10 protein-coding genes are annotated in these 13077 nt (G+C 66.3%); 4 read left to right on the top strand and 6 right to left on the bottom strand.

Annotated features, from left to right (window positions below; genetic code table 11):
• Together EF834_RS09135 and EF834_RS09140 are read left to right on the top strand one after the other, a co-directional pair.
• Entirely contained in the window at window positions 1-4194 is a 4194-nt protein-coding gene (locus tag EF834_RS09135; protein WP_127946911.1) for a TIGR02680 family protein, read from the top strand.
• A gap of 310 nt (window positions 4195-4504) precedes the next feature.
• Entirely contained in the window at window positions 4505-5266 is a 762-nt protein-coding gene (locus EF834_RS09140) for a glycoside hydrolase family 19 protein (protein WP_235871081.1), read from the top strand.
• Between the two features lie 126 nt (window positions 5267-5392).
• Here EF834_RS09140 and EF834_RS09145 read toward each other — a convergent pair whose 3' ends face one another.
• Window positions 5393-5974: a nucleoside deaminase gene (locus EF834_RS09145; RefSeq protein ID WP_328590552.1), complete on the bottom strand. Its 582-nt coding sequence runs from the start codon at window positions 5972-5974 to the stop codon at window positions 5393-5395.
• A 141-nt stretch (window positions 5975-6115) separates the two neighbouring features.
• Between EF834_RS09145 and EF834_RS09150 the strand changes: the two genes are divergently transcribed.
• Window positions 6116-7459, top strand: coding sequence for an ATP-binding protein (locus tag EF834_RS09150; protein WP_127946913.1), 1344 nt, complete (start codon window positions 6116-6118; stop codon window positions 7457-7459).
• Window positions 7460-7567: 108 nt separating this feature from the next.
• On the opposite strand, the gene mshC is transcribed toward EF834_RS09150, so the two are convergent.
• Genes mshC through EF834_RS09175 form a run of 5 tightly spaced genes read right to left on the bottom strand, consistent with a single transcriptional unit; the run spans window position 7568 to window position 11892 of the window.
• Complete coding sequence (mshC, locus tag EF834_RS09155; RefSeq protein ID WP_127946914.1) at window positions 7568-8809, bottom strand: cysteine--1-D-myo-inosityl 2-amino-2-deoxy-alpha-D-glucopyranoside ligase; 1242 nt, start codon at window positions 8807-8809, stop codon at window positions 7568-7570.
• Between the two features lie 51 nt (window positions 8810-8860).
• The gene (locus EF834_RS09160) at window positions 8861-9679 is read right to left on the bottom strand and encodes an SCO1664 family protein (RefSeq protein ID WP_127946915.1); all 819 of its coding nucleotides are present in this window, start codon (window positions 9677-9679) and stop codon (window positions 8861-8863) included.
• 5 nt (window positions 9680-9684) lie between these two features.
• Complete coding sequence (locus EF834_RS09165; RefSeq protein ID WP_127946916.1) at window positions 9685-10278, bottom strand: DUF3090 domain-containing protein; 594 nt, start codon at window positions 10276-10278, stop codon at window positions 9685-9687.
• Between the two features lie 41 nt (window positions 10279-10319).
• Window positions 10320-11009: a histidine phosphatase family protein gene (locus tag EF834_RS09170; RefSeq protein WP_127946917.1), complete on the bottom strand. Its 690-nt coding sequence runs from the start codon at window positions 11007-11009 to the stop codon at window positions 10320-10322.
• Window positions 11010-11046: 37 nt separating this feature from the next.
• Window positions 11047-11892, bottom strand: coding sequence for an undecaprenyl-diphosphate phosphatase (locus EF834_RS09175; RefSeq protein ID WP_206615242.1), 846 nt, complete (start codon window positions 11890-11892; stop codon window positions 11047-11049).
• A 207-nt stretch (window positions 11893-12099) separates the two neighbouring features.
• Here EF834_RS09175 and EF834_RS09180 point away from each other — a divergent pair, with 207 nt between their 5' ends.
• Window positions 12100-13035 (top strand): aldo/keto reductase, encoded by a 936-nt coding sequence (locus tag EF834_RS09180; RefSeq protein ID WP_127946919.1) that lies wholly within the window; start codon window positions 12100-12102, stop codon window positions 13033-13035.
• Window positions 13036-13077: the final 42 nt, after the last annotated feature.

The raw sequence follows: 13077 nt of genomic DNA on the forward strand, positions 1-13077 counted from the left end.
ATGACACACGCGCGTTTCAAGCCGACCCGCGCCGGGATCATCAACCTCTGGGACTACCGGGACCAGGAGTTCACGTTCGCCGACGGCCGCCTCGTATTGCGCGGGCCCAACGGCTCAGGAAAGACCAAGGCCCTCGAGGTGCTGTTTCCGTTCGTGCTCGACGGTCGTATCGAGCCTCGCCGCCTCAACCCGTTCGCGGGCGAGGAGCGGACGATGAAGTCGAATCTGCTTTACCGAGGCCAGGACTCGGCTCATTCGTACGTCTGGATGGAATTCAGTCGCGGACCGGCGGACGACCCCGAAGCGGTCACCGTTGGTGTCGGGATGCGCGCCACCCGGCACAACGACAAGGTCACCCGCTGGTACTTCGTCGCCGACGGTCGCGTGGGTATCGACTTCTCGCTGCTCGGCGGCGACGACCGACCGCTCACCAAGAAGCAACTCGCCGAGCAGATCGGCAGCGACACCATCACCGACCGCCCCATCGACTACCGCGGAGCGATCGACGCCCGTCTGTTCGGGCTCGGATCACAGCGCTACGACCAGTTGATCAACTTGATCCTCACGCTACGACGCCCACAGCTGGCCAAGAATCTGGATCCGAAAGGCCTGTCGCAGGCCCTCACCGATGGTCTGCGCCCGCTCGACGATCAGCTCGTCCTCGAGGCGGCCCGCTCCTTCAGTGACCTCGAGGAGGTGGGCCGGGCACTCGAGGGACTCACGGCCGCCGACCAGGCGGCACAGAGTTTCGTGACGGTGTACTCGAGGTACCTGGCTCAGCAGGCACGAACGGATGTCGAGCAGGTCGCTCGTCGGCTCGAATCGGTGGACCGTGCGACGACGATCCTGGACGAGACGCTGTCACTGCAGGCATCGAGGCAGCAGGAACGCGTTCTCGCCGAAGACCGGTTCACCGCGGCTGAGCGCGCTCTCGAAGAAGCCCGCGCCGACCTCGACACCCTCCAGCGATCGGGCGCCTACGAGGGCAAGCAACAGCTCGACGATCTCGCGACCGCCGTCGAGCAGCTGAAACTCTCGACCACACAGCAGGCCGACAAGGCACGCAAGGCCCAGGCGACCCTCGAGCAGCGAATCGATGAGGCTTCCCGCGCGGCGGACGCGGTCGGCCGCGCGAACGCGGCGCTGGTGCGCGCCGAGGAGGAACTGGCCGAAGCGGCTGAGCAGGCGGGAATCGTGTGGGCACCTCTGCATGAGACCGCGCGATCGGACCAGATCACGACCGCCGTCCGGGGTCACGCCGAGGAACGTGACGGCGACCTGCGGGCTGTACGCTTCGCACTCGCGGCCGTCGAGAAGGCCGGCACGGAACGTGATCGTGCCGGCCGTGCCGCCGACAGGAGCCGTGATCTCCTCGAAGCGAGCCAGGCCATGGTTGCCGAGGCCGGGTCGTCCGTCGAGCTCGCCCGCGCGGACTGCGTGGCCGCCCTGCGGAGTTGGTGGAGCGAACACTCCGACGACTACCGATCGGCGGGGGTGACCACAGCCCTGTTCACCGCGCTCGACGCGGCCCTCGCGCAGGTCGGCGAGGCCGACTCCCCCAGCTTGACGACCGTACTGCACGAGCACACGCAGTCCGCACTCGACGAACAACGCGCCCTGTGCCGCAGTGCGCAGGCCGACCAGTCCTCGAGCACCGAACGGATCGCCGAGCTGCAGGCCGACCGAAAGCGGGTCGCGGACGAACACGACGATGCTCCAGCAGGTTTCGCATTCCGTGCGGGCGACCGCAGTGGTCTCCCCGGGGCCCCACTGTGGCGACTGGTGCGATTCCGCGACGGCGTGGAGCCCTCCGTCGCCGCCGGCGTCGAATCGGCTCTGGCCGCTGCGAACCTTCTCGACGCCTGGGTCCTAGGTGGCGACGGACCGGAGCCACGCGTGACCTCCGAGCAGTTTCTCGCTCCGCTACCGGAGCGCCGGCGGCCTCGAGGACCGACGCTGGCAGACGTTCTCGAGGCCGAACCCGGTGCCGACGTCCCGGAGTCCGCGGTGTCGGCGATCCTCGCATCGGTGGCGCTCGTTCACGACGGTGCCGACACCCCCGACACCGTCGGGGTGGGTGTGGACGGCCGTTTCTGGCAGGGCATCCAGCGCGGCCGCCACGTCAAGGCGGACGCCGAGTACATCGGATCGACGGCCCGCGAACGTCGTCGTGCCCAGCGCCTGGACGAACTCGACCGGGAAATCGCGTCTGTCGAGAGTGCTCTCGCCGCAGCCCGCGACGCCGAGGCTCAGGCCGCTACGGTCATCGATCGGTTCGCAAGCGCCTCCGAGGCGTTGCCGCGCACGGCGGGCATACTCGCCGCAATCAAGAGGCTGTCGGAGGCGGCCGGTGCCCTGCGCACCCGTTCGGAGTCGACCGCGAGCGCCGGCGAGGAACTTGATCGGGCGATCGCGGACCACACGGCAAGGGAGAAGCAGCTTCGCGTCGTGGCCGCCGAACACCGCACCCCCCACCGACCCCGCGAGATCGACACTCTCGCTGCGGTGATCCGACACTTCGAAAGCCTTGGGGAGCAGTTGCTGCGATGCCGGCGTGAGCACGACAAGGAACTCGAATACCACCGTGAGGCAGCAGACCGGCTCGACGAAGCCCGTGGCAACACCGAGGAGTTCGTCGAGGAAGCCGCTATCGCGGAGGAGAACTACGGGCAACAACTCTGCCGCCTCGACACCCTCCGGGATACGCTGGGAGCGAGCTCCGAACAGATCGACGCGGATCCCGAGAAGGCCCGGGCTCGAATCGAGACGTGCAAGACCGAACAGCGCACGGCACGAAAGACCTACGATGCTGCCGTCGAAGAAATCGGCAAGGCGGAGGGAGCACACACCGCCGCCGTCGACGCGCTCCTCAGCGCGCTGACCGAAACCCGGACGGACGCAGACCGACTCGCACCGTATGCGCACCGCGATCTGCTACACCTGCTCGGCGTCGAGACCGACCATTCGTGGCCACAGAGCTCCGCAGCCTGGATGACTCCCGAGCAACTCGTGTATCGAATGACGACCGAGGGAGATCGGCGCACCCCGATCCTGCCGCCCGAGGTCGATGCACTCTACCGTGCTGTGGACGCCGCCACGGCATCGGTGAGGACCAGTGAGAGCGCGCGGAAGTCGACACGCTCGGCGCTCACGGCTGCATTGCAGGATTTCGACGCCGATCTGGCCGCGTCGGGCCAGGGCTACCGACTGCAGTGGGACGCACCGGACGGGCTCACCGTCGTGTCGGTGCAGGACGATCACGGCTACTCGTCAATTGGCGAGTTCGCATCACGGATCCGGGCCGCACGCCTGGATCAGGAAATGCTGCTGACGGATTCGGAACGACGAATTCTCGAGGATGCGCTCCTGACCGGTCTCGCCCAGCAGATCCACGAGCGCACCGCCGACGCGCGTGAGTTGATCGGGCAGATGGGCGCCGAGATGCGGGAGCGGCGCATGTCGTCGGGCAGCACGATCGGCGTCCATTGGGTGCTCGCTGACAACCTCGACGACAGTTCTCGGGCGGTCTCGAAACTGCTGGAGCGGGATCCGTCGGCACTGAGCGCAGACGAATTGGCTACCATCCGCGCACATTTCGCATCCCGGGTACGTCTGGCCCGTGCAGCCCATCCCGAGCGGTCCTACCCGGAGATTCTCGCTGCCGCGCTCGACTACCGACGCTGGCGGGTGTTCTCGTTCACCCTGGTCGGCGGCGACGGCAGCGAGGACCGGCTGACCGTGGCTCGGCACAGTGCGCTGTCGGGCGGTGAGCAGTCGGTATCTCTGCACCTGCCGCTCTTCGCCGCCGCACACGTCATGCTGTCGTCAGCAGATCCGCACTCACCACGGCTACTCGGGCTTGACGAGGCATTCGCCGGCGTCGACGACAACGGGCGCAGTGAACTCCTGGGACTGAGTGTCCAGTTCGATTTGGACCTGTTCATGACCGGATACGACCTGTGGATCACGTATGCCGGTGTGCCGGGATGTGCGCATTACGACCTCGCGCACTCGACCGCTGAACACACTGTCAGCGCGGCCCTGCTCGTGTGGTCCGGGGGAGAACTCCTCGCTGAACACGCCGGCGGCAGCCTGTCCCGCGCGCTCGGCTCACCGATGCGACGACGAGTGCCTGCCGCGTCCGAGGCTGAGTTCGAATTCGCCGAGGTCCAGATGACCGGGGGCGGGCAGTGAGTGCCGCGTCACACCATCGCCGAATGGTGACGCAGAACACGATATAGCCCGACTGTGAGGCTCGTCCGTTTTGCTTGAAACTTCCAACCTTTGCGCTGTTATCTGGTTGTGACCTTGCCGTGACCACCGGGTGATGCAACGGTCGGAACAACGTCGTCTCCCGACTCTACCGGTGCTCACGTTCGAAGGCTGCCGCGTCTGCAGCCCGAAAGCTGGAGCACGAACCATGCACGAGTCGCGTACAACCTCGTTCGGCAACCAATCGTCGACCTCCCGGTCTCGGTTCAGTTCACGAGCCCGCTTCACGGGCGTGGCGTCCCTCGCCGCCGCCGGACTCTGGATCGGGAACGTCGTGCTCGGACCATTCGCGTCCAGCCAAGCCGAGTCCCTGCCGGCCGCGCAGGCGGCACCGGCCCAGTTCCTCGACACGAAGAACCTGGCGAAGGCCCTGGACATGCCCGACTCCGCGCCCGGAGCGGCTCCCGCCACCCAGGTCGACCCCGCGCCACCACCGCCACCCCCACCGCCGCCGCCCCCTCCGAATCCGGCGTCGGTGACGCTGGACGAACTCGTGCGCATCATCCCGCATGTGGCGTCCGCGAAGCTGGCCGAGTACGTCACGCCGCTCAACGAAGCTCTCACGATGGCGACAATCGATACTCCCGTCCGCAAAGCCGCCTTCATCGCGCAGCTCGTCGTCGAGTCGGACTCGTTCCGCACATTCGAGGAATACGCATCCGGTCGCGCTTACGAGGGGCGTGCCGATCTCGGCAACGTGGTCCCCGGCGACGGAGTTCGATACAAGGGGCGCGGAGCGATTCAGGTCACCGGCCGATACAACTACCAGAGCGTCAGCAAGGATCTCGGGATCGACTTCGTCGCCAATCCCGAGCTGATGGCCACGCCGGAGAACGCATTCGACACCGCGGCGTGGTACTGGCAGTCTCGCAACCTCAACGCCGTCTCGGACACCGGAAGCATCGAGAGAGTTTCGCGAATCGTCAACGGTGGCACGCACGGGATGTCCAAGCGAGTGGCCAGCTTCAAGCGGGCTCTCGCCGTTCTCGGCTAGGCAGCGCGTCTCGGATCCGCGCATCGGAGCCGGAGCTTCTCGGCGAGACCACACCGGTTCCGCAAGCGATCACTCCGACCTGAATTATCTTGCACCCCAGCCGATAGCACAAACTCTTCGCTTCGGTCAGAACGGATGATTGTCCGGATTATCGGACCAGGCGGCGTAGGCGGCTGCGCCGAGGTCCGGTCGGAGCTGTTCGATCTTGACGGACCGCTCCGTGAACGGTTTGGTGAAGTCCTCGTATTGAATCGCGTCGTCGAAACCGAGGCTGCGGGTAGCGGCGAGGTCGCTCGCGAAGTAGGCGGCGTCGAGACGCGCCCAATAGATCGCGCTCATGCACATCAAGCACGGCATGCCCGTGGTGTACATCTCCATCCCCACCAGCATCCGGGCACGCTGGGGGAACCGATCTTGCGTCCCCTCCGGGGCCGGTACCATCGCCAGGGTCGATTGGTTGCGGTGCTCGACGGCGATGGTCGGCGCTTCCGGGTTGAGAACTTGCACCGCCTTGCGTATGGCCTCGATCTCAGCGTGCGCGGTGACGTCGCCGGTCAGCAGTACCCGATTCTGTCCCTGCGCAACAATCTCGCCGCCGCGGGCGATCACGGCCCCGAACGGCCCACCCCAGGCGTTGCGGACCGACTCGATGGCCAGACGACAGGCCTCGTTCATGAGTTCGTCCGGTGCCAGTTCGTCCGGTGCCATCGCCCGTTCGCCTCCACAGCGTCGCAGTGCGGCCCCCAGCGCGAATAGTACCGAGCTCCCACCCGACCCAGCACCCGTTCGCTGGCCGGCCCACGCAACCGACCGCGCCGGCGACCGCGTTCGGGTACGCGTCCTGACGCCATGACTGACAGCACGTTGATCGCGGTGTCTACTGGAAGGGTCCGACGATCGGATAGAGGTGAGCAGATGCCGGTGTGGCGATTGCGAGACTTCCAGAACGACGATCTGGACCAAGCGATCGAGATCTGGGATCAGAGCCGAGCGCCCGGCTCCCCCGAACCGGTGTTCACTCTTGCCGAGGTGGTGGCCGCCGCCCGGTCGGGCGCACCCTCTGTCGTCGCGGTCGTGGGCAACGAACTCGTGGGCATGGCGGTGGCCCAGGTACACGGCGAACGAGCATGGATTCTGCTGGTGGCGCTCGGTGGCCGGTGGCGCAATCGCGGCATCGGCAGCGACCTGCTCGCCCATCTGCAGCGCCGACTGAGCGCTTCCGGTGTGCGCCGGATCTCTGCTGTTCTCCCCGAGGGCGCCACCGGATCGGCCGCGCTCGAACACTCCGGATATGTGCGCCGCGACGGACTGGTCTACTACGAACTGCTCGAACCACCCGGCCCCGACCAGACTCTGCTCAGCGAACTCGGCGGACGCCTGATGCCGATCGGCCTCTGGAACAAGATGGCCGGGATGGAGTCCGTGAAGGACATCATCGAGCGACGCATCGTGTTGCCGCTCGAGCACCCGAACGTCGCCGACCGATACGGGGTCAAACCACCCAAGGCCGTGATCTTGTTCGGGCCACCGGGAACCGGCAAGACCAGCTTTGCAAAGGCCATCGCATCCCGGCTCGAATGGCCGTTCGTGGAACTGTTCCCGTCTCGCCTCGCGGCAACGGAACCCGGTGGTCTCGCAGCCGCCCTCAGGGAGGTGTTCGCGGACCTCGCCGAACTCGACGAGGTTGTGCTGTTCATCGATGAGGTCGAAGAAATCGCCAGCACCCGAACCGGACTCGCAACGAACCCGGCACACGGCGTCACCAATGAACTACTCAAACTGATACCGACGTTCCGTGAAAGCGAGCATCGCCTTCTGGTGTGCGCGACGAACGCCGTGCACTCGTTGGACTCGGCGTTCCTGCGCCCGGGGCGGTTCGACTACACCATCCCGGTGGGTCCACCCGACGCGCCCGCCCGACGCGCGGTGTGGAAGCGATACCTGGGCAATGCGGCGGAACACGTCGATCTCGACCGATTGGTCGCCGCCAGTGAGCGATTCACGCCTGCCGACATCGAGTTTGCTGCCCGGAAGGGATCCCAGGCCGCGTTCGAACGCGACGTCCCCGACAACTCGGGTCGACCGGCGGCCACCGACGACTATCTCGCCGCGATTGGCGAGACCCGACCGACGCTGACGTCCGAACTCCTCAGCGAGTTCGAGGAAGACCGCAACCTGTTCACGCGGTTGTGAACATCACACGGCCACGAACGTCAGACAGCCACGAACGTCAGACAGCCACGAACGTCAGACGGCCAGGAACGTCAGACAGCCAGGAACACTGCCGGTGCTGCACCGCGATCAGCGCAGGTCGATGCCCAGTAGTGCGTCAACCGCGGTAGCGATTGCACTCGGCGCATAGGCGTCCGGCCCGCCGTGGTCCAGAGCCCGGCGCACCCAGCCGTCGATCGCATCGAGTCCCTTGGGGGTGTCGAGATCGTCAGCGAGATGCTGCCGTAGCCGAGCGATCGTGTCTTCCGCGGACGGCCCCGATCCCAGGCCGGCAGCCTTGCGCCACAGGCTCAGTCGTTCCTGCGCGGTGGCCAGCAGCTCATTCGTCCACGCGCGGTCGGTCCGGTAGTGCCCGGCCAGGAGCCCGAGCCGGATCGCGGCCGGGTCGACGCCCTCGCCACGTAGCTTGGAGACGAACACGAGGTTGCCACGGCTCTTCGACATCTTCTCACCGTCCAGGCCGATCATGCCGGCGTGAACGTAGTGGCGCGCGAACCGCGTTGTACCGGCGGCCGATTCAGCGTGCGCAGCCGAATATTCGTGGTGCGGGAAGATGAGGTCACTGCCGCCGCCCTGGATATCGAATCCCGAACCGATGCGGTTGAGCGCAATGGCGGCGCACTCGACATGCCATCCGGGCCGACCCGGCCCGAACGGCGACGGCCACGACGGTTCTCCCGCACGCTCCGCTCGCCACACGAGGGCATCGAGCGGATCCTCCTTGCCCGGACGCTCCGGATCGCCGCCGCGTTCGGCGAACAGGTGGTCCATCGTCGCGCGGTCATAGCCGGATTCGTACCCGAACTGGCTGGTCGCGTCGGCGCGGAAGTAGATATCCGGGTACTCGGGATCGTCGACGATGTAGGCCGCGCCGGACGCGAGGAACTTCTCGACCAGTTCGACGACCTCATTGACCGATTCCACGGCACCGATGTAGTCGCGCGGCGGCAGGACCCGCAACGCCTCCATGTCCTCGCGGAAGAGGGCCGTCTCACGCATGCCGAGGACGACCCAGTCCTCGCCGTCGCGTTCGGCGCGCTCGAACAGCGGATCGTCGATGTCGGTGACGTTCTGCACGTAGTGGACGTCGTGCCCGGCATCCCGCCAGATCCGGTTCACCAGATCGAACGTCAGATACGTTGCGGCATGACCGAGGTGCGTCGCGTCGTACGGAGTGATGCCGCACACGTACATCTTCGCGGTCCGGCCAGGAGTTACTGGCCGGACCTGTCGGTCCGCTGTGTCGTAGAGCCGGAGGGCGGGGCCCTGACCGGGCACGGACGGGACAGCTATTTCGGACCAAGACTGCATGACCATGAGCCTAATGGAGAGTCCGATCCGCCCTCGCGGTCGGACGCGGCGCTAGAACGCCGGCCAGGGAATCGGCCGAGACCCGACGGGATGTGGCATCACCGGGTCGTGAAGAAGTGCCTTCGCACGACCGCGCAGGGCGTCGATCTCCCGCAGTGTGATGTACTCGGCGAGCACCGGGACAAACTCGTCTCCGAGCCGCTTGACGAACGACTCGATATCCACCATCAGGTCATCGCCGATCGGCTGCCCGGACCATCCCCAAAGCACGGTGCGCAGCTTGTATTCCTCGTGCAGGCAGATACCGTGGTCGATTCCGTATACCGACCCGTCGATTCCCTCGAGCGCATGACCGCCCTTTCGGTCGGCATTGTTGAGCAGCACGTCGAGCACGGCCACCCGCTGCAGGCGGGGGTCGTCGGCGTGGATCAAAGCGACCTCAGCGCCCTGAACGTCGAGCGCGCGCAGTACCTCGAGCCACCCCGGAGGCACCTCCTCTGGCGGGCAGATGTCGATCAGATCCAGTTGTCCGCCGGATTCCGGGTGCCGATCCGGTGTATCGATCCACTGCTGGACCATGCCGGGGCCCAGCGGGCCATCCCGGAGGATGGTGCGGGGAATCACCCCCCATCCGAGTTCCTCCGAGATCAGGTACGAGGCGACCTCACGTCCCGCGAGGGTTCCGTGGGGAAAGTCCCACAGCGGCCGCTCGCCCCTTACGGGCTTGTACACGCATCGAATCGACCGTCCATCGGATGACGCCTCACATACCAATGTGGCGTTGCTGGCGTGAACGATTCGGCCGACCAGCGTCAACTCTCCCTCGGAGAGCAGCTTGCGGGCCGTAGAGTCCGGCGGGTCGACCGGCACCGTCTTCAGAGCTCTTCTCCGAACTCGACGGATGAATCGAATCCCGCGGTACGCCGATAGCCGTTGGTGCGGATGCACACGTGCCCATCGGCCGCGAGCGGTTCCCCGCACAGCGGACACGGCGCCCGTCCGGCAGCTACCACGCGTTCGGAGCGCAACGCGAACTCACGGGCCTGCATCGGCGTGAGAAACACTCGGACCGCATCCGGGCCCTCCTCGGCATCGTCGAGGACCACCGACTCGTCGAACTCCGTCTCGCTCACCGCGAGCAACTCGACCACGACCGCCTCGGCCTCCGCATCCCACCCCAGGCCCATCGTTCCGACCCGGAACTCGACGTCCAGCGGCGTGACGAGGGGGCTGAGGTCACCGAGTTCGCCGCCCTCCGGGGGCACGTCTGTTCCGAACCGACGATGGACCTCGTCGAGCAACAGCCCCATACGGTCGGCCAGCACTTGCACCTGCTGCTTTTCGAGCAGCACGCTCACCACCCGGGCGTCGTGCACAGCCTGGAGGTAGAACGAGCGGTCACCGGGCTCACCGACCGTCCCCGCAACGAATCGATCAGGGGTGCGAAAAACGTGTATTGCGCGTGGCATTGCACCTCCTCGACTATCCATTCCGCTTCATCATTATCCGCCTACCGAGCAGGACCGACCTCACCTCCGGGAACCGATTGCCCACTGTCCACTTCCCTACCGCGACCGTCGATGCCGGCGAGATCGCTCCCGGTGTCGTTCATCCGTAGGACGTACGGCCGCAAGTCGGTGTACCGGATCACGCTGATCGACGCCGGTTCGACCACGATGCGCTGGAACCCGTCGAGATGGCAGCCCACCGCATCGGCGACCACTGCCTTGATGACGTCACCGTGACTGCAGGCGAGCCACACGACGTCCCGTCCGTGCAAGTCCGCGAGTCGACGGTCGTGTTCGCGGACAGCGGCGACTGCCCGGGCCTGCACCTGCGCCAGGCCTTCCCCATCCGGGAAGACAGCCGCCGATGCCTGATGCTGGACGATCTTCCACACCGGTTCGTCGAGCAACTCCTTCAGTGTGCGCCCGGTCCACCGCCCGTAGTCGACCTCGATCAACCGTTCGTCGACGCGTGGCGTCAGACCACGGTCGACGGCGAGCGGAGCCACGGTCTGTTCGCAACGCAGCAGAGGCGAATGCACGATCTCCTCGATCGCGACTCCCGCCAGACGGTCGATCAAGCCCTTGGCCTGCTCGATGCCGACTTCGTCGAGGGCGACACCGGGCAAACGGCCGGAGAGGACTCGGGACGTGTTTGCCGTCGACCGGCCGTGACGCAACAGGATGACCGTCATGCGCCCCAGCCTAGTTGTGTAGCGCGCCCGATACCGGTCACGTCGCCGAGACAGTCCCGGTGGCCAGGAGCACGAGAACGAGGGTTCCGAGGATGATCCTGTAGCCGACGAACCAATACATCGAGTGGTTCACGACGAACCTGAGCAACCAGGCGATCGACGCGTATCCGATCACGAAGGCGATGAGCGTTGCCAGGAACAGCTGCGGTCCAGACGCATTGAGTCCCTCGCCGACGGGTTCGAATGCGTCCGGGAGACTGAACAAGCCCGAGGCAACCACCGCCGGGATGGCAAGCAGGAACGAGTAGCGCGCGGCCGCCTCACGGGTGAGTCCGAGGAACAGCCCCGCGCTGATGGTGGCACCGGAGCGCGAGACGCCCGGGATCAGCGCGAGCACCTGTGCCGAACCCATCACGATGCCGTCGCGCAGCCGCAGGTCCTCGATGGGACGCCTCTTGCGGCCATAGTGTTCGGCGACCGCGATCACCAACGCGAAGATGATGAGCACCGAGGCGATCAACCACAGATTCCTCGCGCTCGTGCGGACCTGGTCCTTGAACAGGAATCCGAGCACGCCAATAGGGATTGTGCCGAGAATGACGTACCAGCCCATGCGGTAGTCGAGGCCGCCGCGATGCTCGGCGTGGAACAGGCCGCGGAACCATGCCGTCGCGATGCGGCCGATGTCGCGAGCGAAGTACACCAGAACCGCCGCCTCGGTGCCGAGCTGAGTCACGGCGGTGAAGGATGCACCGGCGTCGGTGCCGAAGAAGATCTCCGAGACGATTCTCATGTGGCCCGACGACGAGATCGGGAGGAACTCCGTCAGACCCTGCACCGCACCCAGGACGATTGCCTGAAGCCAGGTCATCGACTCCCCGATCACGCGTGCAACCCCGGGCCACTCGGTACAGGGGCAAACCGACGGGCGAGAAGCGGTGTATTCGGATTACACACGTAGGGTCCAAGTTTCACCGGGGAGACGGTACTCGGCGTGGCTGTACCAGGCGCACCGTGGGCGGCACTAGTGTTTTCGATTGGTGGACGTGATCCGCCGACCAGAATTCTCAGCGTCGAGACGTGGGCGGTTATGGAAAACAGAGCGGTGGGGACGAGCGGATTGCGGGTGTCGAGGCTCGGTCTGGGCACCCTGTACTGGGGACGGGACACCGATGGCGACGAGGCCGCTGCACAGTTGTCGGCGTTCGTCGACGCGGGCGGCACGCTCGTCGACACCTCGCCCGCCTACGGCGACGGCAAGGCTCAGCGCATTCTTGCGGAGCTGCTCGATGACGTGGTGCCGCGCGAAGACCTCATCTTGGGCGGCAGCGCCGGAATCAACCCGTTCGCCTCGGGTGGGCAGCGCGTGGACTGCTCCCGCCGTGGTTTGTTGACGCAGCTCGACGCAACACTGCGCGAGCTAGGCACCGATCACCTCGACCTGTGGCAGGTGGCAACGTGGGACGCGCTGACGCCCGTGGACGAGATCGCGTCGACGCTCGACTACGCCGTGAGCAGCGGCCGCGTCCGCTACACCGGAGTTCGCGGTTACCTCGGGTGGCAACTCGCAACGGCGGCGAACAGACACGGTCCCGGCCGGCTGGTCGCAACCCAGGCCGAGTACTCCCTGCTGGCCCGTGGTGTCGAAGAGGAACTGCTCCCCGCGGCCGCACACCACGGGATCGGCGTGTTCGCCGCGATCCCCCTGGCCGGCGGCATACTGACCGGAAAGTATCGGGACGGGATCCCGGCCGACTCGCGTGGGGCGGACGACGACCGTGCAATTGAGGTCCAAAGCTACTTCACCGAAATATCGGTCCGGGTCGTCGACGCCGTCCTCACCGCGGCCGACGGACTGGGCACCTCACCATTGGCGGTAGCTCTCGCGTGGGCCCGGGACCGGCCCGGAGTGTCGAGTGCAGTGGTGGGTGCACGAGATATCGCACAGCTCACCGGCGTGCTGGCGGCTGAGGAACTCGAACTGCCGCCGGCAATCGCGGCCGCGCTCGACGATGTGAGTGCTTGAACACCGAACCGCGCGCGTGCTGGACGAAAGTTTGGGTGGCGG

It is taken from the genome of Rhodococcus spongiicola, assembly GCF_004011835.1.
In the GTDB taxonomy this organism is placed as follows: domain Bacteria; phylum Actinomycetota; class Actinomycetes; order Mycobacteriales; family Mycobacteriaceae; genus Prescottella; species Prescottella spongiicola.

Coding starts and splice junctions, on each gene's coding strand:
- EF834_RS09135 (WP_127946911.1), top strand. CDS start 1: ATGACACACGCGCGTTTCAAGCCGACCCGCGCCGGGATCATCAACCTC.
- EF834_RS09145 (WP_328590552.1), bottom strand. CDS start 5,974: ATGGCACCGGACGAACTGGCACCGGACGAACTCATGAACGAGGCCTGT.
- EF834_RS09150 (WP_127946913.1), top strand. CDS start 6,116: ATGACTGACAGCACGTTGATCGCGGTGTCTACTGGAAGGGTCCGACGA.
- mshC (WP_127946914.1), bottom strand. CDS start 8,809: ATGCAGTCTTGGTCCGAAATAGCTGTCCCGTCCGTGCCCGGTCAGGGC.
- EF834_RS09165 (WP_127946916.1), bottom strand. CDS start 10,278: ATGCCACGCGCAATACACGTTTTTCGCACCCCTGATCGATTCGTTGCG.
- EF834_RS09170 (WP_127946917.1), bottom strand. CDS start 11,009: ATGACGGTCATCCTGTTGCGTCACGGCCGGTCGACGGCAAACACGTCC.
- EF834_RS09180 (WP_127946919.1), top strand. CDS start 12,100: ATGGAAAACAGAGCGGTGGGGACGAGCGGATTGCGGGTGTCGAGGCTC.